Source organism: Nocardia sp. NPDC051463, assembly GCF_040681975.1.
In the GTDB taxonomy this organism is placed as follows: domain Bacteria; phylum Actinomycetota; class Actinomycetes; order Mycobacteriales; family Mycobacteriaceae; genus Nocardia.
Genome location: NZ_JBFBAB010000001.1, coordinates 363,729 through 382,490, shown reverse-complemented (window position 1 = coordinate 382,490; position 18,762 = coordinate 363,729). Strand labels below are relative to the sequence as shown.

Genomic DNA, 18,762 nt, shown 5'->3' with positions numbered 1-18,762 from the left:
CGATGTGCCTGGCAGTCCCAGGAAAGGTGCTCAGCCTCGAGGAACGCGACGGCACGCTGATGTCCGTCGTCGACTTCGGCGGCGTGCACAAAGATGTGTGCCTGCAATACATCCCGGACGCGGCTGTCGGTGACTACGTGGTCGTCCACGTGGGCTTCGCCATCCAGCGTCTCGACGAGGAGTCCGCGCTGCGGACCTTGGCCGAATTCGAGCACCTCGGCGTGCTGAACGAGGAATTCGGCGACGGTTTCGCGTTGGCCGCCAGACAAGCCGGTCTCGCCGACCCCACGGCCGAAGAGGCCGAACCAACAGAGCCGCAACACGACACAGAGGTGGCGCCATGAAGTATCTCGACGAGTTCAGCAATCCGGAGCTGGCCAAGAAGCTGCTCGACAAGATCCGCGGGGCCACCACGCAGCGCTGGGCCATAATGGAAGTCTGTGGCGGACAGACCCATTCGATCATCCGGCACGGCATCGACCAGCTGCTTCCCGATCAGATCGAGATGATCCACGGACCGGGCTGTCCGGTCTGCGTGACTCCGCTCGAAGTGATCGACAAGGCACTGGATATCGCCGCGCGACCCGGTGTGATCTTCTGTTCGTTCGGTGACATGCTGCGTGTGCCAGGTAGCAAGAAGGACCTCTTCCACGTCAAGAGCGAGGGCGGCGACGTCCGAGTGGTCTATTCACCGCTGGACGCGCTCAATATCGCCAGGGAGAACCCGGATCGCCAGGTGGTGTTCTTCGGAATCGGGTTCGAGACGACCGCACCTGCCAACGCCATGACCGTCTATCAAGCGAAGCGCCTGGGCATAGAGAACTTCTCGCTGCTCGTCTCACACGTGCTGGTGCCACCCGCGATCGCCGCGATCATGGAGTCGCCGAGCTGCCGAGTGCAGGGGTTCCTCGCGGCCGGGCACGTGTGCAGCGTGATGGGCACCGAGGAATATCCGCCGCTCGCCGAGAAATATCGGGTGCCGATGGTAGTCACCGGCTTCGAGCCGCTCGACATCCTGGAGGGCATCCGCCGCACTGTGATTCAGCTCGAAGAAGGCCGACACGAGTTGGAGAACGCGTATCCCCGTGCAGTGATGGCCGAGGGCAATGCCGCCGCGAAAGCGATGCTGCGGGATGTCTTCGATGTCACCGACCGTGCCTGGCGTGGCATCGGGGTGATACCGAAGAGTGGGTGGCGGCTCTCGGAGCGTTACCGCGATTACGACGCCGAGCAGCGGTTCTCGGTGGGCGACCTGCATACCGCGGAATCGTCGATCTGCCGCTCCGGCGAGGTGCTGCAGGGCCTCATCAAACCGCACGAGTGTGCCGCGTTCGGCAAGGAGTGCACACCACGAAACCCGTTGGGTGCCACCATGGTGTCGTCGGAGGGCGCCTGCGCGGCCTACTACCTCTATCGGCGCCTCGATCAACCCGCGGAGGTGGCTCATGCCTGACCAGATCGGAATGTCCGCCCCGGCTCCGACGATCGACATGGAGAACTGGGTGTGCCCGATGCCCCTACGAGACTCACCGAACATTGTGATGGGGCACGGCGGCGGCGGCGCGATGTCGGGCGAGTTGATCGAGCATCTCTTCCTGCCCGCGTTCGGGTCTGCCGCCGAAGCGGGCATGGGCGACTCCGCGGTGATCACACTCGGCGGCGCCCGGCTGGCCTTCTCGACGGACTCGTTCGTGGTGAAGCCGCTGGTGTTTCCCGGCGGTTCGATCGGCGACCTCGCGGTCAACGGCACCGTCAACGACCTGGCGATGGCTGGTGCGCGGCCGATGGTGCTCTCGACCGCGTTCATCCTCGAGGAGGGCACCGCGCTCGCCGATATCGCGCACATCGCCAAGGCGTTGGGTACTGCGGCGCTCGCGGCCGGGGTCACGCTCGTCACCGGTGACACCAAGGTGGTCGATGCCGGGCACGGCGACGGCATCTTCATCAATACCGCAGGGATCGGCATCGTCGATGAGGGTGTCGATATCCGGCCGCAGCGCGCGGTGCCGGGCGATGTCGTGCTCGTCAGCGGTGATATCGGAGTGCACGGGGTCGCGGTGATGAGCTGTCGCGAAGGGCTCGAATTCGGGACCACTGTGGTCAGTGACACCGCGCCACTCAATGGCTTGGTCGCGGCGATGCTCGCGACCGGCGCGGATGTGCACGTCCTGCGCGACCCCACCCGCGGCGGTGTGGCGGCGACACTCAACGAGATCGCGGGTGTCGCGAAAGTCGGTGTCTCACTGGACGAAAGGAATCTTCCCGTGCCCGCCGAGGTGCGCGATGCGTGTGGTCTGCTCGGCTTGGACCCGATGTACGTCGCCAACGAGGGGAAGCTGATCGCCTTCGTCCCACCGCAGGACGCGGATCGAGTGCTGGCCGCGATGCGCGATCATCCGCTCGGTGCGCGGGCGGAAGCGATCGGGGTGTGCGTCGCGGAGCATCCGGGCATGGTGGTCGCGCGCACCGCCTTGGGGGGCACCAGGGTGGTCGCGCTGCCAGCCGGAGAGCAGCTACCGCGGATTTGTTGAGAGGGGCGGTGATCCGCCGCTGAAGAGATAGCGAGGTCCACGCCATCGTATCGATCACCAACTATCCGAAGGCGTTGCGGCCTGTGTGGACCGGAATGGAACCTCGCCAACGGGTCGGCATCGTCGGAATGGTCGCCACCGTCCTCACCCTGCATATCGTCGGCTGGGCCACATTGTGCTTCCTTGTCGTCCCGAACAACTATGTGGTGGAGGGCACCGTATTCGGTGTCGGGCTGGGCGTCACCGCCTACACCCTCGGCATGCGGCACGCCGTCGACGCCGACCACATCGCCGCGATCGACAACACCACGCGGAAGCTGGTGGCTGACAAGCGGCAGCCGCTGTCGGTGGGATTCTGGTTCTCGCTAGGGCATTCCACGATCGTGTTCGTTCTCGTTGCGCTGCTCGCGCTGGGTGTCACAGCGCTCGCGGCCAATATCCAGAACGAGAACTCCGCCCTGCAACAGTGGACCGGCGTGTTCGGCACCGGTGTCTCGGGCACCTTCCTGATCCTGATCGGGCTCCTGAATTCAGTATCGCTGATCGGGATCTGGCGCGTTTTCCGAACGATGCGTCGGGGCAGCTACGACGAGACGCAGCTCGAAGCGCAACTGGAATCCAGGGGCGCACTGAACCGGCTCTTCGCACCGATGACGCGTGCGGTGCGCACACCGTGGCAGATGTACCCGGTCGGGATGCTCTTCGGCCTCGGCTTCGACACGGTCACCGAGGTGAGTCTGCTGGTGATCGCGGGCGGCGCCGCGGCGACCGCTCTGCCGTGGTACTCGATCCTGGTTCTGCCCGTCCTTTTTTCGGCGGGCATGTCGCTGTTCGACGCCTTGGACGGGACCTTCATGAACTTTGCCTACGGCTGGGCGTTCGCCAGGCCGATCCGCAAGATCTACTACAACATCGTCGTGACGGGACTGTCGGTGGCGGTCGCCCTGCTGATCGGTGTGCAGGAAGTGATTTCGATCTTCGCCGAGAAGCTCGATGTCACCACAGGGCCGCTGGCCTGGGTCGGGAACCTCGATCTGGGTGCGATGGGCTTCATCATCGTCGGACTGTTCGCGTTCACCTGGATCGCGGCCCTCGCGGTGTGGCGCATCGGTGATGTCGAGCATCGCTGGCAGTCCGATCTGGCAGGGGAGCCGCAGGGGTGATGGACGCACGTGGTACGGACATGTTCGCGCGGTACACCTACGCGCCCAACCGGCTCGGCTTCTGCGGTCCTGCGGAGGCGGCGGCATTGCGTGGCGGCTCCGGTGCCGAGATTCGGGCGGCCGCCACCCGCTTCTCCGGCGTGTGGCCCTACCTGCAGGTGATGTCCCGGCTGACCGGGATCGATGATCCGCTGGACCATCGCCTCGTCGAATCCTATTGGCACGGTGGCGGAATCGGCGCTCAACTCGACGCGGGGGCCTTCATGACCGAGCTGCTTTCGGTGATCGGTCCGGTGGCAGGAGCCTACTGGGCGCACCTCACCTCGGAGCTGGCCGAGGAAGCCGCAGCCAACCACTGTTTCCACGTGTTCGGTGTGTACCCGTGGTCGCGACTATTGGGCAGGGGGATGGATGAGCATCCGGTGAGCGTCCTCGACAATTGCCGGATCATCTGGGGAACAGTCGTTTCCCGTGACCGAACCGGCGTCGCATTGCGCTGTCGGACACTGGTGTGGAACGGGCAGACGCTCGAGCTGTCCACGCCGTCGATACACCGCGCGGACATCTGGTCCGATGGATACAGCGCGGTGCCGGACGTCGAGGTCGGCGACGAGGTCGGCGTGCACTGGGGTCGCCTGTGTGGTCGCCTCGCGCCGGAGCAGGTTCGAGACTTGGCGGCCAGTACCGTCCGTCAGCTGGAGGTAACCAACCTTCGGCTCGCCGAGTCCGCTCGGCGGGCACAAGCGCTGGAAAACTACTGAATCATCACACCTTTTCGGCGTTGTGGAAGGCCGACCGATAAGCGTTCGGGCTGGTGCCGACTATGCGCTTGAAGCGGTCACGAAAGGCCGTGGGCGAGCCGAACCCGACCTGGCCCGCGATCCGATCGACCGGGTGCGCGGTGGCTTCCAACAGGTATTGGGCATGGCGGATGCGCGTGCGATGCAGCCACTGGATCGGTGTGGTGCCGGTCTGTTCGCGGAAATGACGGTTGAGGGTGCGGGTACTCATGCCTGCGTGGAGGGCGATGTCATCGAGGGTGAGTTCCCGTGCCGCATTGTCCTCCATCCAATGCAACACCGGCTCCAGAACCGAGCCGCGTGGTGCGGGCAGTTTGTCCTGGACGATGTACTGGGCTTGTCCGCCTTCACGTTCCAGCGGCATGACCGAGAGACGGGCGGCGGCGGCGGCCACCGCGGCGCCGTGATCGCGGCGAATCAGATGCAGACACAGGTCGATTCCGGCCGAGGCGCCCGCAGAGGTCAGTATGTGGCCATTGTCCACGTAGAGCACATTCGGATCGACCTGGATCAGCGGATACCGTGCGGCGAGTAGTTCGGCGGCGAGCCAATGCGTGGTGGCGCGATGTCCGTCGAGCAGCCCGGTGGCGGCGAGGATGAACGCGCCCGAGCAGATCGAGGCGATGCGGGTTCCGTTGTGCGCCGCCAGTTTCAGTGCATCGATGACCTCGGGCGGGATCGGGGCGGTCGGGTCGGAGCAGCCCGGCAGGATGATGGTGTCGGCGCCGGCCAGCGCTTCCATGCCCCAGCGTGGCTGCAGAGTGAACGCGCCCGCGTCGACTGTCTGCGTCGCACCGCAGACGCGGACCCGGTAGGGCGTGCGACCGTCGGGGACCCGGATGCGGGTGAAGACCTCGATCGGTGTGGACAGGTCGAAGGGGATGACCTTGTCCAGCGCCAGGACGGCGACAGTGTGCATGGCTACAAACTAGGCCCGACCACAATTCCCGCCAAGCATTCTGGCCTGGGGTTGTCCGTTCCAGGAGGAGTTGAGCAGGTTGGCGAGAATCCGTTGGGATATGGCAATCCAGCCGATTCCGATGATCGCGCGCGCTGGCTACCGTCGGCGGGAAGCGCCAACGGAAAGGATCGAATGCCCATGCTTGTGTCCGCAGGATCAGTGTCGTCGGGGGTCATCGCGTCGTGACCAAGTTTCTGCTCTCGGTCCACGTCCTCGCCGCGATCATCACGGTCGGATCGGTCACCGTCGCCGCCAGCATGTTCCCCGCCTTCGCGCGTCGTGCCGCAGCCGAACCTGGTGGGGGACAACCGGTTGTGGTGCTTGGGACCTTGCATCGCATCTGCCGGGTGTACGCCGCTGTCGGGATAGTCGTCCCGGTGTTCGGATTCGCCACCGCGATAAGCCTCGGCGCGCTGGGGGATACCTGGTTGATGATCTCGATCGGCCTGACCGCCGCTGCGGCAGGGGTCCTTGCACTGATGGTGCTTCCTGACCAGGCGAAGATCCTTACGCAGCTCACCGGGATGTCGCATCCTACTGCGCCCGCGCGCGCCGTGATCAGTCAATTGGCGATGTACACCGGAACATTCAACCTGCTGTGGGCGACTGTCACGGTCTTGATGATCATTCGTCCCGGGTCCACAACCGGGGCATGAGGTGTGATCGCTTTTGCTCGAGCGGATCAGTCGAATGCTGCTGTATGGCAAGCACATTCGCGTTGCGCGGACGCCTTGCCGGGCGGCGAACCGGACGCTCGTACGAGCGCCCGGTCTTCCGTGTCGGCGTGCATTCGCCGGTGAGCGTTTGCCTGCCTGTGGTCGGAGCTTTAGCGGACCAGGCTGCTACCAAGGCTGAGCACGCTGCTGCCAGCACCGAGGATCAGGCCCAGGATTCCTTGAATATCCATTGCTCACTCTTCTTTCGGGGGATCCGCGCTGAGATCGCGGATCCCGATAGGTGAAGCGACGTCAATGGGCGGGTTCGCCACATTTGACGAACTCGATCCATGGGACTCAGTGTCGCGGCCGCCTCAGTGAAGACGACGTGCGAGGACCGTAGCCAAGGATTCACACGGCGGTTTGTTGCAGACTTCCCACACCTGGAGACCTGGAGCCTGCTGGTGGATGGACGACACCCGCGAAGCCGCCCTTGGTGATGTCGTAGGTGTGCTCGGCCACCTGATCGCCGGAGTTGCCTTCGATCGTGGTGATCATGTTGCCGTTCCGAGCGACGACGAGGCCGATGTGGCCTTGGTCGCCCCAGATGAGCAGGTCGCCCGCGGCCGCAGCCGAAATATTGTCCCGGAGTCTGCCTGCGTCGGCCCAGATGGCAGGTACGTAGTTCTTGTTGCTCCAGTCGACGTCGATGCCTGCCTCCTTCCACGCCCAGGTCGCGAATGACGCGCACCACGCGTCGTCGATGTTGTACGGCGCGTCGACATGATTGTTGCCATTCGTTTCGTGGACGCCCCTGGCGAGTTCGCCCCACGCGGCTTTGATTGCCACATCGACCTTGTCCCTCGCGGGGCCGGCCGCGTACTCGCCATTGCTGCGCGGCAGGGGGAGCGGGGCCTGGCGCGCGCCATAGGAGGGAGCCGCGTAGGAGGGGGCGCCATAGGAGGGCGTCGAGCGGTGAATTCTGTCGGCATCACCCTGTATATCGTCGATCGCCGACGCGATCTTGTCATGGACGGCACCGAGGGTGTCGAATATCGCGTTGAGCAGGTATGTCAATGTGGTGGGGGAGATGTATGGCGATGGTGCGGTGGGCCCGTCGGAGGTGCCCAGCGTGTCCTCCAGCGCGCGAATCTTCTTGATGACGAAGTTGAATGTCGTGTTGGATGTCTTGTAGGTGGAGTACGAGGAGCTGTCGACCTTCACGTTATGGTCATGCAGTTTCGTCTTGATGTCGTCGACCTTGGCGATCTTCTGTCCGTAGTCATCTGCCAGTGCGGAGCTGGGTTTTCCGTCCGTGGATTTGGCGAGGATCTCCACTTTGTTACGAAGAATGTCCATCGGATCCGTCTGCGCGCCCGGGGTGCCTGCCGCCAAGTTGATGACATTGTCCTGCAGGGTCTCATCGGCGAAGTCGACAATCGAGATCAGGACGGGAGGCCATCCTTCGCGATGGTTCGGCAGGTCGACTTCGAATTCGTCCGGGATGGCGGCTTCCGGCTTGTACGGTGTCTTGGGTCCCGGGCTCATCGAGCCACCTCACTGCAGGTGGTCCGGGCGGCACCCGCCCGCGGGCTTACGAACAGCGACATCCGTTACCTCACTCGGTCACGACCCATCCGGCCGCGTGGCCGACCCTCAATTTCTCTGATTATCGGGCATTCCCGACATTGGCAAGACTGAGTGATCGAGCGCCCTATCTGTCGCGGGAACACCCGGCGAAGGATGCCTACAGGCTGAAGGCGATCGTGCGCAGAATCAGCGCAACGACGAATACCGCCGTGAACGCCAGGTCGATCGACAGCCCGCCCGCTCGAACCGGTCGCAGCATCCGGCGCACCGGTGCGATCACCGGTTCGGTCCAGTTGCGCGTCAGGGTGCGGGCACGGGTCGTCCACGAAGGAGCGCCGGCAAGCACCCCCACCCAGTCCAGCACCATCCTGGCGAGCAGTAGGAGAACGAACACCGTCAACGCGTACCCGATCAGCGTTCCGATGAGCGTCATGGCGCACTCCTTCGTCGTGGCCGTGGCGGCCGTCCTGCCGATATCAACGCGGCCGGCGGGGTCCAAAGTGTCACATTTGCGAAGTTCTCAGTGGACTATCAGGTCTGACCAGCAAGGGTTGCCGGTGCGAACGCACCTATGGTGGGTGGATGAGTACATCGTCTGGCTCGTTGGTGATGGTCGCCGAGGATATGGAATCGGTGACGACAGTCGGGAACGAGGACGATCCGGCGGCCGCCGGTCTGACTCGTGGTGAGGTCGAGTCGCTGTGGGACTCGGTACGCGATTGGTACCGGCTGGGAACGACACCCGCGATCCAGGTGTGTCTGCGGCGCAACGAGAAGATCGTGTTGAACCGGGCCATCGGACACGGCTGGGGGAACGCCCCCGCCGACGGGCCTGGCGCGGCGAAAGTGCTCGTCACGCCGGAAACGCCGTTCTGCGGGTTCTCCACAGCGAAGGGTGTGTCGGCGGCACTGATGTTCATGCTGATCGAGCAGGGCGCGTTCGCGTTGAGCGATCCGGTGTGCCAGTACATTCCGGAATTCGCCGCCAACGGCAAGGTGGCCATCACGATCGGTGACGTCATGTCCCATTCGGCGGGCGTACCTTTCGTCACGCCGCCGTACAAGGGTATGGAAATGGTGGTCGACGAGGAGTTGGCGGTGCGCGGGTTGGCCGATCTCGTCCCGAGTTGGCCGCCGGGCCGGTTCCGGGTCTATCACGCGCTGACCGGTGGGCTCATCCAACGGCTGCTGGTGCAGCGGGCAACAGGAAGACGGATGCGTGAGCATCTGGCCGAGCAGGTACTCGATCCGCTGGGATTTCGGTGGACGAACTTCGGTGTGGCCCCGGAGGATGTCGACAAGGTGGTTCCCAGCGTGAAGACCGGGCCGCGGGCGTCTCGAGTGTCGACCTTCCTGGCGCGCAAAGCGCTCGGTGGCGGGATGGGCGGTCGGGTGTCCGATGCCGCAACGCGGGCCCTCCTCACCGCGGAGCTTCCCTCGGGCAATCTCGTCACCACGGCGTACGAGCTGTCGCGGTTCTACGAAATCCTCACGCGCGGCGGCGAACTGGATGGCGTCAGGATCATCGAACCGGACACGTTGCGGCAGGCGGTGCAACCGGCGAAGTGGATGCCGGGGCTGGCCGGGGCGGTGAGCCGGGCAGGCTTCGAACTGGGCGGGCGGCGGTCGAAGTTCGGCCGAGATACCGAATCTCATTTCGGGCGTAGTGGATTGACCACCCAATACGGTTGGGCAGATCCGGCCCGCGGGCTCTCGGGGGCGATTCTGACCAGTGGCAAGGCGACCACCGATACCAAGCGGCCGTGGCAGCTGTGCGCGCAGATCTCCCGCACTATCGGTGTTCTGGATACTGCCGACCGAGCGTTCGATCTCTGAGCGCGGTTCCTTCCATTCGGGAACAGTTCGGAAACGACGGGTCGCCTTCGATGCTATTTCGTTATCGAGGCACGCGCTTCGACCACGATCTGCCTGGTTGGCGCGCACTCTTGCGAACGCACAACAGCATGGGTGCATGCACGAACGCATCGATGCTTCTCGAGTCGACGAAGTCGTTCCGATGTGGCAACCTGCTTGTCGAGGTCGGGGTGTGAGCATCGACTCGGGCACCGATTGGTTCGGCTGCGGCGGCTCCACCGCAAGGTGGGGCCGCCGGCAGAGCCGCAACGAGAATCTAGGGGAGCCCACGGGCGGCGGCGGTGATGACAGCACACACCCGGGCTATGTCGGCTTCGGTGGTGCGCCAGTTGCTCACGGCGGCGCGCAGTCCAGGTTGCCCGTCGTACACCGTCGGGGTGACGAACGCTTCCCCGCTCGCGGCGATCGCCTCGGCCAGTGCCCGCACCCGTTCGGAGCTGGGCTGGTCGGCGAGAGTGAAGCAGACAACGTTGAGGCGCACCGGGGCGAGCAGCCGGATCACGCCGGTCGCGGCGAGCTGATCGCCGAGGCGGCCTGCGCAGAAAATGTTGCGTTGCACGATCTCTCGGTGTCCGTCGCGGCCGTAGGCCGACAGGGTGAACCAGGCGGGGAGCGCACGCAGTCGCCGCGAGTTCTCCGGTACCAGATCCCCGAATCCCGGTTCTTCGGTCGGTGCGCCGAGGTAGGCGGCGCCGGAGTTCTGGAAGACCCGTGCCTGCAGGTCGCGGCGCCGGGTGAACTGGACCGCGGCGTCGTAGGGCACGTTGAGCCACTTGTGTAGATCGACGCACAACGAATCGGCCTCGGCGAGACCGTCGACCAGATGCGCATGCGGTGGCGAAAGCGCGGCGAAGGCTCCGAAAGCACCATCGACATGCAGCCAAAAGGGAAAGCGCTCGCGCAATGCCGCGATGGCACGCAGATCGTCGAAGTCGACGGTATTCACCGTTCCGGCGTTGGCGACCACGATGGCGGGTCGACCGTCGAGGGCGGCGAGGGCGGCGGCGAGTTGGTCCACGTCGACGGCTTCCCGATCCGACAGCGCGGGTATCCGCTGGAGCCGATCGCGACCGATGCCGAGCATCGACAACGACTTCGTGATGCTCGAGTGCGGCGATCCGGACAACACGGGGACGGGCCCGAGCGCGCCGACCCCCGCAGTGGCCACGGAAACCCCGAGTTGTTCGCCGAGCCATTCCCGCGCGATCGCCAACCCGACCAGGTTCGAGGTGGTCGCGCCGCTCACGAATGCGCCGGTGTGCTGCGTCAAGCCGAAGAGCTGCCTGATCCATCCGACGGTCTCGTGCTCCAGATCGATCGCCGTGGAATCACCGCCGGACATGACATTCTGGTCGAATGTGCTGGTCAGCCAGTCACCCGCGATCGATGCAGGCGTCGCGCCACCAGTGACGAAGCCGAGGTAGCGCGGGCCCGCGCTACCGGAGAAGCTCGGTTCCCAACGATGCTGGAATTCCGAAAGCGCTTGGCGCAGACCGATTCCCTGTTCCGGCAGGGGTGCAGCGGGCACCGGATCCTGCGGCAGCGCTACGGGACGTTCGGCGATTGCGGTCAATACCTGTTCGGCAGCATGGCGGACTACCTCGAGCAGCGCTGGCAGCTCGGCGAGATCGTCGGCTAGTTTCTGGTCCACAGCTGCAGACGTTACGAGCGCGCCAACCGATTTGTCCTGGTCCAGTCGGAAGGAACTGGACTTATGGGCGCCGGTCTCGGCCGGTGGCCTAGCTCGCTTCGCGCTGTGGTCCACCTGGCTTCGGTTGCTTGTAGCTGCGGGCGATCAGCGCGGATCTGAGGTACCAGACGCCGGAGGCTTGGGCGGGGTCGAAGCCGGTGAGCTGACCGATGCGCTTGAGCCGATAGTCGACGGTGTTGGTGTGGACGTGCAAGGCGCGTCCGGTGCGCTGACGATTGAGGTTATTGCTGATATGGCGTTGCAAGGTCTCGAGCAGTTCGGGGTGTTCGTCGAGTGGGTCGAGCAGGGTGCGCAGGTGGTCGAGGCCGGGGCCCGGCCGGGTGAGCTGGTATTCCAGGGCCAAATCGTCGAAGCGATACAGGCCGTGGACGTTGTGCAGCCGGGCCACCATGTCGAGCAGCTCATGGGCTTGATCAGCTGCGGCGGGCACCTGGGCCGGGGTCGCGGGCACTACCGCGGCGGTGATCGGGACTTGTGCGGCGTGCGAAAGCTGGTCGATGAGCGCGTCGAGGGCGTGGTCCTCGAACAGTGTGGCAGGCAGCAGAATGGTGCCGCCGTCGACGCTCAACAGCGACAGCGCACCTTCGCCGCACCGGGTCGCGAGCTCGGCCTGCACACGGCGCAACTTGCGCCGGGCGACCACGGTGCTGTCGACCCTGGGATTGCGCTCCTCGGGGTGTTGCGGAATCGACACGGCAAGAACGGAATACGATTCGGCGATTCCGATCCCGCATTCGCGCGCCATGGTGGAGGTGGGATGGCCGCCGAGCAGTGCTGAGGTGAGCGTGTGTGCGGCGGTGTGGTGCTCACTGACCACTGCCCGTAGCTCCCGGACGTAGGCCTGCGAGACGGTGGAGGTGATGGTGTCGAGGATTTCGAGCAATCGTCTGCTGATCTGCTTGAGATTGTCGAAGTCGTCGGCGGTGGCGTTGGCCAGGATGAGGTCGAAACCGAGCTTGAAACCCTCGTGCACGGCATGGTGGATCGTGTCGATCGGGATGCCCTCGCGGGCCCACCCCGCCGCGACCTTCTGCAGGTGCTGGGTCTTCTCCGGAATATCGGTGCCGTCGAACATGCTCACCGCCAACTCCAGGCACACCCGAGTGATGGTGGTGATGTCACCGTTGAGCGCCTCGCCCGGCAACGTCCGGCATGGGACGACGTTCTCGACGAAGTGCCCGACCATCTGCTGTGACAATGCCCGGACATCCTGCAGTGAGGACGTCACCGGCCTGCCCGATACGGTCAGATCCGGTCGATCCGAACTGGTGACGGTCATCGTGGCTCCCTTCCGGCGTCGCAACGTGGCGAAGCACCCCACGGTAACGTGGCGACCTCGCGGAACGAGGGGGCGTTGTCGGTTCGGGGCATGTTCCGAACCTGGCGCGCGCATCCCTGTGAGGGTTCACAGTGCGAGAACGCGCAAGATCGGCTACGTCCTGCTGAACTGGTCAATTGTCCGAGTTTCGAACCGCAGGCCGTCCCGACGCCACGATGGCGAGCTGCCTCGTTATGGAGAACGCAACCGCTGCGAGGCGGCTGCGTTCGCGTCGGTTCGGGCAACTTAGGGATGTTTCACAATCAATCCGCACCCGAGTTCGTCCATTCGCCGAAACGGGCCCGTCGGCTCGAAGGCCGGTAGGTCAGCCCGTAGCGTCGGAATCCGACAAGGGCGTTACGCGGAGGGAGTCCCATGACGATGCGCCCACACGACAAGGCCTGGGCGACGGGCCCCGATGCGCTGCTCAAGTCAGGCTTCGAGCTCGCACTCGTCCTCGTGGATGCCGCCGAGGCCTCGGGTTCGATGGTGCTGTCATGGTTCGAGCACGCCGCCGCCCGCTGCGCTGCGGCGGGAGTCCCCATCGAAGCGGTGCACGCCGCCGTCCGCGACAGCGTGAAAACCGCTCTGGCCGAGGGCGGTCCGGTCGGGGAGCCGGTGACGTGCACCTGGGAAAGCGGGATCGAGCCCGGCGCGGTCGGCGGAGTCGTCGATATGTTGACCTCCGCGGTGACGCGAGCCTATGCGGAATAGGTCAGCCCGGCGTTCTCGGGACACCCTCGACAAACCGCGCTCTGATCTCGGGACCGCCCCGTTGACCGTGCATCATCTGCCCCGCCGTTTCGCGATGGCAGGGTGGGGCAGTGCCAGCTCAGTGGCACTTGCTGCCACGTGCGCGCCGATATCTTCGCCAATTCAGCCCATGCTCGGCGTCGCAGGCGTGAGATACATGTAGCTTTTTTCCTCGACGCGCTCCTTGATACGCCATCGACCGTCGATGCGGACGAAGGTGTCGAGGTACCACAGGCCGCAGAACATGATGCTCTGTTGTCCGTCGCCGTTCGCGACGAGCATCGGGTTGTGACACATCGTGCGGCCGGTCGCGGTGTCGCCGTCGACGGTGATCGACGAATTGCCGACCAAATGCTGGAATGCCGGGAAGTTCGGGAGCACTTGGGCGAGAAAGGCTTTCGTCGCCATAAGGTCGCCGATCGCGCCGCCCATTGCCGAGTAGTCGATGTGCGCGTCCGCGGTGAAGACGTCGTCGAGCAGGTCCCACTGCCGAGTGTCGACCGCGTGCGAGTAGCGGACCATTAGATCCTGGATCTCCAGGCGGTCCGAAATCTCCTGCAACGACAGCATGGGCGCCTCCTTGGACTGACACAGGTTTCAGTAATGCCATCAGTGTCGGAGCAAGTAAGCAAGAGCGCGTTCCGGCCGGTGACGCGGCACGGCCCTGTCGGCGGATTCCGCGTGACAGGGCCGTGCTGGTCGAACGAGGTTGCGGCCTTACAGGTAGGCGCCGCACACCGGCCATGCGCCGGGGCCCTGGGTGGCGAGCACGTTCTCCGCGACGCGGATCTGCTCGGAGCGGCTGGCGCCGCTCGGGCTGCCGGAGCCGCCGTTGGCTTCCCAGGTGCTCTGGGTGAACTGCAGGCCGCCGGAGAAGCCGTTGCCGGTTTCGGTGCCCCAGTTGCCGCCGCTCTCGCATTGCGCGACGCTGTCCCAGTTGTGGCCGTCGGCCGACGCGGTGGCGGTGGCGACACTGAACGGGACGGCGACGAGGGCGCCGATGACGGCGGTGGTGCCGAGCGCACGGGTGGTGAACTTACGGTTCTTCAACATAGTGATTCCCTGCCTGCGCCCTACCGGCCCGCGGAAGCTGCACACGGGTCCCTGCCCCCAGGAATGTCGGGGATCCTCGAATCGTGGGGCAGGGTTGCCGGTGTTCGGCGATTCGAGTCAGAACCGGATGTTGATCCGGGCCGCCAGCGACGTTAACCGAGAAGTCGCGGAGGATCACGTCGGAATAACGTCCGAATTGCCTGAACCGCATCGATAGACTGCATCCGTTTTCCGGTATAGCGCTGGGGAAATGCAATAGTTCAATTGTTAGTTATTGTTACGTTATGTGTGCGAGATCACTATGAAATAGTGATTCGGGTCGCGTCGATCGATGTTCGATAGCGCGACCCCGGCTTCTCGGGCGGCGATGTGGCGTCGGGAGACCTGATTCGAGGCCGCGTGAGCGCCTGGTCGGACATTGATCGGTCTGGGTCGATCCGTTGAGGTGGACCGTGGAGGCGAAGTCTGTGGCGAACGGGTTTCTGCGGCAGATGCTGGCCGTATTGCCTGTGATGTCTTACAGTACGTCCGTACGGTTTGTTGCAATCCAATGACATTGGAGAGCCGATGTGGGATCCCGAGAAGTACCTCGCGTTCGACGACCACCGTTCACGCGCGTTCTTCGATCTGCTGAACCGTGTGGCCGCCGAACAGCCGCGCCGGGTGGTTGACCTCGGATGTGGGCCCGGCCATCTGACCCTCGCACTCGCGCAGCGTTGGCCGGGAGCGATCATCGAGGCGTCCGACTCCTCGCCGGACATGGTCGCGGCAGCCCGAGATCGGGGTGTCGATGCCACCCTCGGCGCCGTCGAGGAGTGGCACCCCGCCCCGGACACCGACGTCGTGATCTGCAACGCCGTCCTGCAATGGGTGCCGACCCACACGGCCTTGCTGCCTCGATGGGTAGCTCGCATGCCTTCGGGAGCGTGGCTGGCCTTCCAGGTTCCCGGCAACTTCGATGCGCCGTCCCACCGAACACTCCGTGAACTCGCGTCCCGGGATCAGTGGCGCACCGAACTGGCCCCGGCGGGCATCCTCGAACCGCGCGCGGTTCTCGACCCAGAGGGATACGCCCGACTACTCACAGGTTGTCAGGTCGACGCATGGGAGACCACCTACCTCCAGCGCCTCGTGGGGGAGGACCCCGTGCTGGAATGGCTCACCGGAACTGCGCTGCGTCCCGTTCGCGACGCGCTCGACGACACCGAATGGCAAGCATTCACCGCGCAACTCGCCCCACTGCTGCGGGCGGAATACCCGCGCCACACCGACGGCACCACCTGGCTACCTTTCCGCCGAGTGTTCGTCGTCGGCCGCAAGGCCGGGTAGGGCACCGGACCGTATGGCGGCGGAGGTATTTCGTGACTTGCCGAACGCAGCTGGTTATGGGACTGCCACGGATACGTCGTGGCCATCGAGCAGCTGACACCTTTCGGTGGTGATGTGTCGTGACTGAAGATCTGTCATGCCCTCGGAATGCTTGGTGACGGACCGGCGTATGGTCGCGACGCACGTGTTCCGTTGGTCGTCGCGCCGATCCATGTCGAATGCAGTCGCCGAGAGTGACATTCGAGGAAACGCATTATGTTCATTGCCACCGTCATTATTTCTGTATTGCTTGCCGTCATATTGTCCATATCTGCGTTCTTCGAGATCACTCGGCGTCCGCAGTTCGTGGAGGGTGCGCCGCCATCGGGGTGTCGAAGCGCTGGCGGAATCCATTGGCCGCAGTGCTGCTCGCCGGTGTGGCGGGTCTGCTCATCGGCCTGTGGTTCGCGCCGGTCGGGATTGCTGCCGCGGTCGGGCCGATGCTCTACTTTCTCGGCGGTATCGGCTTCCACGTCAAGGCGAAGGCGGGGAAGCGTATGCCCGTGCCTGCGGCATACCGATCCGGTCGATCGGCGCATTTGTGCTGCGCATCGCCATAGCGTGAACTTCGACGGTCAGTCCGGAAGCACCGCCAGCTCGAGCTGTCGCAGGCGAGCCGGATCGGCGTACACCTCGTAGGCCGCGATCCGATCGCCTTCGACCGAGACAGTGAGCGCGAGCAGTAGCCGACCACGCGGCGCCACGATGATGCCCACCGCGCCGTTGACGAGGGCAATGGTGGCGACCTGCGAGCGATTGCGAAGCAGCAGGGTCTCTTTCGCCACGGCATCCGCACCACGGGCAACCAAGGCCATTCCGGCGGGCAGCGCGGCGGGATCGGCGGTGCGCACCACCTCCGGTGCCAACACCGCCAGCAACGCGCCGAGGTCACCACTGCGCGCGGCGGTGAGAAACGCCTCGACGACATGGCGCTGCTCCGCGAGTTCGGTGCTGGACGCGGTCGCGTCACCGTGGGCGCGCGCTCGGGCCCGGCTCGCGAGTTTCTTGGTCGTGGCGGTCGTACGCCGCACAATCGGCGCGATCTGATCGAACGGCACCGCGAACATGTCGTGCAACACGAATGCCACCCGCTCGTCGGGGCGAAGGGTGTCCAGCACCACCAGCAGCGCGCGGCCCACCGAATCAATAAGTACGGCTTCGTGTTCCGGGTCGCTGTCGTAGCCCGTGTCGCCGAGATCGACGAGGGACTCCATGGGGTCTTCGCGCCGCGCGGCTCGCGATCGCAGCATGTCCAGGCAGATCCGTGAGACGACCGTCGTCAGCCAGCCCGCTAAATTCTCCACCTCGCCGGTGTCGGCCAGTGCCAGCCGTAGCCATGCCTCCTGAACCGCATCTTCGGCTTCGCTCGAGGAGCCGAGCATTCGATAGGCGACCGACCGCAGGTGGCCACGATGCGTTTCGAATCGGCGCGCCAACAAATCCTGTGCGTGCATCGGTCACCTTTCCTCGCCGCCATCCGTCATCTCCGATGACGAACTCAACACCGCCCGAGTGACCGTGGGTGCGGCGCTTCGCGCGCCCCATCACGATCGCAGACATCGGGTCCATCCAACAGGAGGGTATTTCCCGTGCATATCGCTTACATCGTCGTCACCGTGCTCGCCTCTGTGGCCGCCGCGGGCGCGGCCGCCATCGATGTTGTCCGGCCGCAGTGGCTGCTGGACAACATGCGGAACTACGGCATCCCCGCGCAGGCGCTCGGCCTGCTCGGCGGTCTCAAGGCCCTCGGCGCGCTCGGCCTCCTGGTCGGCCTCCTCATTCCGCCCATCGGCCTTGTTGCCGCTATTGGCCTGGTTCTGTACTTCCTCGGCGCGGTCGTCACCATCGTGCGCGCTCGCTGGTACTCCCACATCGCCTACCCGCTGCCGTGGCTTGCGCTCGCCGCTGGGTCTGTCGGCCTCTTCGTTGCCGCATGAGCTCGCGGTCCACAACGACGTAGGACCAGAAAGGCGGATGATGCGAAGGTGCGCGCTGCGCACTTGTGCGGCACGAGCAATGTTGCACGCCATGCCAATCCGGCCTGCCGATGCCGAGGGCGAGGGCGAGGGCGAGGGGCGATCGGGCGAGCCTTTCCCGACGTCCGGCTGGAAGGGCCGCCACCAGCTCGAGGGACACCACATATCGGCGCCAAAGATGTCATGGTGACACGCTTGATCACCTGCGGCGGGCGTCGATGAAGACACCGTCGACGAGTAGTGGCACTACGTCGCTGGTCTCGAGTTCGGTGGCGATCGCGACGTCGTCGGCAAACCGCCTTCCGCGAGCTCCCGACCGGAGGAGCGCTCGGTAACGATGGTCGCGATGTCCACACCCGGTGGAGCTCGCCTCGGCGACGAGCGCTTCCGGTGACAGCGCGCCGCGCCGCGCTGGTTCAGCGCATGGATGATCGCGCCCGCACCGAGTAGGTTCTCGACCGCAGGGCGGAGCACCGGGTGTCCCGGCCGATGCTCGCCCGCGGCGATCACCGTGACCGGTAACTCCGGTGTGCCCCAGCCCTGTCGGTGCATCCGTGCACCGACGGCCTCGGCATTCCGTAGCGACCCGGCGACCACAGGTACTCCCCGCTGTCCGAACCATTTGTCACCCGACACGACCGGCCTTGCTACCGTGCCGAGCGCTCCGGACCGCGATCAGGGCGAGGTGGCGCTGCCGGACCGGTCCAGCATGAAAGGTGAACCGGGAGAAGACGGCTTCCATCCGCGTGCCAGTCCGAGACGGATGCTCGCGGCAACGTCAGCAGGACGGACGGAAACCGGGGGAATGCCCATCCAGTTGCGGGAATGAGCGTGGCTGGTTTCGACGACCAACGTGGAGCCGGGACAGTCGGCGTGCTCGACAGCAAAGGTCAAGCGCATCAACGCGATTGCTTGCATATAGGTCGGCCGTCGCCGAACGCGCCATCGGTAGGCGACCCCATCGACGACGATGCGCCGGGCACCCTTCTTTGGCAGCGTCACCGGGT

At 65.0% G+C, this 18,762-nt stretch carries 20 protein-coding genes; 11 read left to right on the top strand and 9 right to left on the bottom strand.

The features are described 5' to 3' along the window. Window positions 1-2 precede the first annotated feature (2 nt). From AB0M74_RS01690 to AB0M74_RS01670, 5 genes are all read left to right on the top strand, one after another. On the top strand, window positions 3-344 hold the full coding sequence (locus AB0M74_RS01690; protein ID WP_364900432.1) for a HypC/HybG/HupF family hydrogenase formation chaperone: 342 nt from the start codon (window positions 3-5) through the stop codon (window positions 342-344). After that, window positions 341-1,453, top strand: coding sequence for a hydrogenase formation protein HypD (hypD, locus tag AB0M74_RS01685; RefSeq protein ID WP_364900430.1), 1,113 nt, complete (start codon window positions 341-343; stop codon window positions 1,451-1,453). Before AB0M74_RS01690 ends, hypD begins: the two co-directional genes overlap by 4 nt. Next, window positions 1,446-2,531: a hydrogenase expression/formation protein HypE gene (gene hypE, locus AB0M74_RS01680; protein WP_364900429.1), complete on the top strand. Its 1,086-nt coding sequence runs from the start codon at window positions 1,446-1,448 to the stop codon at window positions 2,529-2,531. The genes hypD and hypE overlap by 8 nt, the downstream gene beginning before the upstream one ends. Before the next feature lie 95 nt (window positions 2,532-2,626). After that, entirely contained in the window at window positions 2,627-3,694 is a 1,068-nt protein-coding gene (locus AB0M74_RS01675; RefSeq protein ID WP_364900427.1) for a HoxN/HupN/NixA family nickel/cobalt transporter, read from the top strand. Further along, the gene (locus AB0M74_RS01670; RefSeq protein ID WP_364900425.1) at window positions 3,694-4,455 is read left to right on the top strand and encodes a DUF6390 family protein; all 762 of its coding nucleotides are present in this window, start codon (window positions 3,694-3,696) and stop codon (window positions 4,453-4,455) included. Before AB0M74_RS01675 ends, AB0M74_RS01670 begins: the two co-directional genes overlap by 1 nt. A gap of 4 nt (window positions 4,456-4,459) precedes the next feature. Here the strand turns inward: AB0M74_RS01670 and AB0M74_RS01665 are convergent, their stop codons facing one another. After that, a complete protein-coding gene (locus tag AB0M74_RS01665) occupies window positions 4,460-5,413 on the bottom strand; it encodes a helix-turn-helix domain-containing protein (RefSeq protein ID WP_364900423.1) in 954 nt (317 codons plus the stop codon). Window positions 5,414-5,637: 224 nt separating this feature from the next. Between AB0M74_RS01665 and AB0M74_RS01660 the strand changes: the two genes are divergently transcribed. Then, window positions 5,638-6,111 carry a hypothetical protein gene (locus AB0M74_RS01660; protein ID WP_364900421.1) on the top strand — a complete coding sequence of 158 codons (474 nt, stop codon included), beginning with the start codon at window positions 5,638-5,640 and terminating at the stop codon, window positions 6,109-6,111. Window positions 6,112-6,522: 411 nt separating this feature from the next. On the opposite strand, the gene AB0M74_RS01655 is transcribed toward AB0M74_RS01660, so the two are convergent. Next, window positions 6,523-7,659, bottom strand: a complete 1,137-nt coding sequence (locus AB0M74_RS01655; RefSeq protein WP_364900419.1) for a CHAP domain-containing protein — start codon at window positions 7,657-7,659, stop codon at window positions 6,523-6,525. A gap of 199 nt (window positions 7,660-7,858) precedes the next feature. Further along, window positions 7,859-8,134 carry a YggT family protein gene (locus AB0M74_RS01650; protein WP_364900417.1) on the bottom strand — a complete coding sequence of 92 codons (276 nt, stop codon included), beginning with the start codon at window positions 8,132-8,134 and terminating at the stop codon, window positions 7,859-7,861. A 149-nt stretch (window positions 8,135-8,283) separates the two neighbouring features. Here AB0M74_RS01650 and AB0M74_RS01645 point away from each other — a divergent pair, with 149 nt between their 5' ends. After that, window positions 8,284-9,537: a serine hydrolase gene (locus AB0M74_RS01645; RefSeq protein ID WP_364900415.1), complete on the top strand. Its 1,254-nt coding sequence runs from the start codon at window positions 8,284-8,286 to the stop codon at window positions 9,535-9,537. 295 nt (window positions 9,538-9,832) lie between these two features. Here the strand turns inward: AB0M74_RS01645 and AB0M74_RS01640 are convergent, their stop codons facing one another. Then, window positions 9,833-11,227, bottom strand: coding sequence for a pyridoxal-dependent decarboxylase (locus AB0M74_RS01640; protein ID WP_364900413.1), 1,395 nt, complete (start codon window positions 11,225-11,227; stop codon window positions 9,833-9,835). Between the two features lie 88 nt (window positions 11,228-11,315). Beyond that, a complete protein-coding gene (locus AB0M74_RS01635; protein WP_364900411.1) occupies window positions 11,316-12,566 on the bottom strand; it encodes a helix-turn-helix domain-containing protein in 1,251 nt (416 codons plus the stop codon). 414 nt (window positions 12,567-12,980) lie between these two features. Between AB0M74_RS01635 and AB0M74_RS01630 the strand changes: the two genes are divergently transcribed. Continuing rightward, entirely contained in the window at window positions 12,981-13,319 is a 339-nt protein-coding gene (locus AB0M74_RS01630) for a hypothetical protein (RefSeq protein WP_364900410.1), read from the top strand. 162 nt (window positions 13,320-13,481) lie between these two features. Here the strand turns inward: AB0M74_RS01630 and AB0M74_RS01625 are convergent, their stop codons facing one another. Together AB0M74_RS01625 and AB0M74_RS01620 are read right to left on the bottom strand one after the other, a co-directional pair. Continuing rightward, on the bottom strand, window positions 13,482-13,928 hold the full coding sequence (locus tag AB0M74_RS01625) for a nuclear transport factor 2 family protein (protein ID WP_364900408.1): 447 nt from the start codon (window positions 13,926-13,928) through the stop codon (window positions 13,482-13,484). 147 nt (window positions 13,929-14,075) lie between these two features. Next, complete coding sequence (locus AB0M74_RS01620; protein WP_364900406.1) at window positions 14,076-14,411, bottom strand: transglycosylase family protein; 336 nt, start codon at window positions 14,409-14,411, stop codon at window positions 14,076-14,078. A gap of 567 nt (window positions 14,412-14,978) precedes the next feature. On the opposite strand from AB0M74_RS01620, the gene AB0M74_RS01615 reads away from it, so the two are divergent. Then, entirely contained in the window at window positions 14,979-15,740 is a 762-nt protein-coding gene (locus tag AB0M74_RS01615) for a trans-aconitate 2-methyltransferase (RefSeq protein ID WP_364900404.1), read from the top strand. Window positions 15,741-15,958: 218 nt separating this feature from the next. Further along, window positions 15,959-16,339 carry a DoxX family protein gene (locus AB0M74_RS01610; protein WP_364900403.1) on the top strand — a complete coding sequence of 127 codons (381 nt, stop codon included), beginning with the start codon at window positions 15,959-15,961 and terminating at the stop codon, window positions 16,337-16,339. Between the two features lie 15 nt (window positions 16,340-16,354). Here the strand turns inward: AB0M74_RS01610 and AB0M74_RS01605 are convergent, their stop codons facing one another. Next, window positions 16,355-17,233 carry a sigma-70 family RNA polymerase sigma factor gene (locus AB0M74_RS01605; RefSeq protein WP_364900401.1) on the bottom strand — a complete coding sequence of 293 codons (879 nt, stop codon included), beginning with the start codon at window positions 17,231-17,233 and terminating at the stop codon, window positions 16,355-16,357. Window positions 17,234-17,368: 135 nt separating this feature from the next. On the opposite strand from AB0M74_RS01605, the gene AB0M74_RS01600 reads away from it, so the two are divergent. After that, the gene (locus AB0M74_RS01600) at window positions 17,369-17,716 is read left to right on the top strand and encodes a DoxX family protein (RefSeq protein ID WP_364900399.1); all 348 of its coding nucleotides are present in this window, start codon (window positions 17,369-17,371) and stop codon (window positions 17,714-17,716) included. A 714-nt stretch (window positions 17,717-18,430) separates the two neighbouring features. Here AB0M74_RS01600 and AB0M74_RS01595 read toward each other — a convergent pair. Then, a complete protein-coding gene (locus AB0M74_RS01595) occupies window positions 18,431-18,757 on the bottom strand; it encodes a hypothetical protein (RefSeq protein WP_364900397.1) in 327 nt (108 codons plus the stop codon). Window positions 18,758-18,762: the final 5 nt, after the last annotated feature.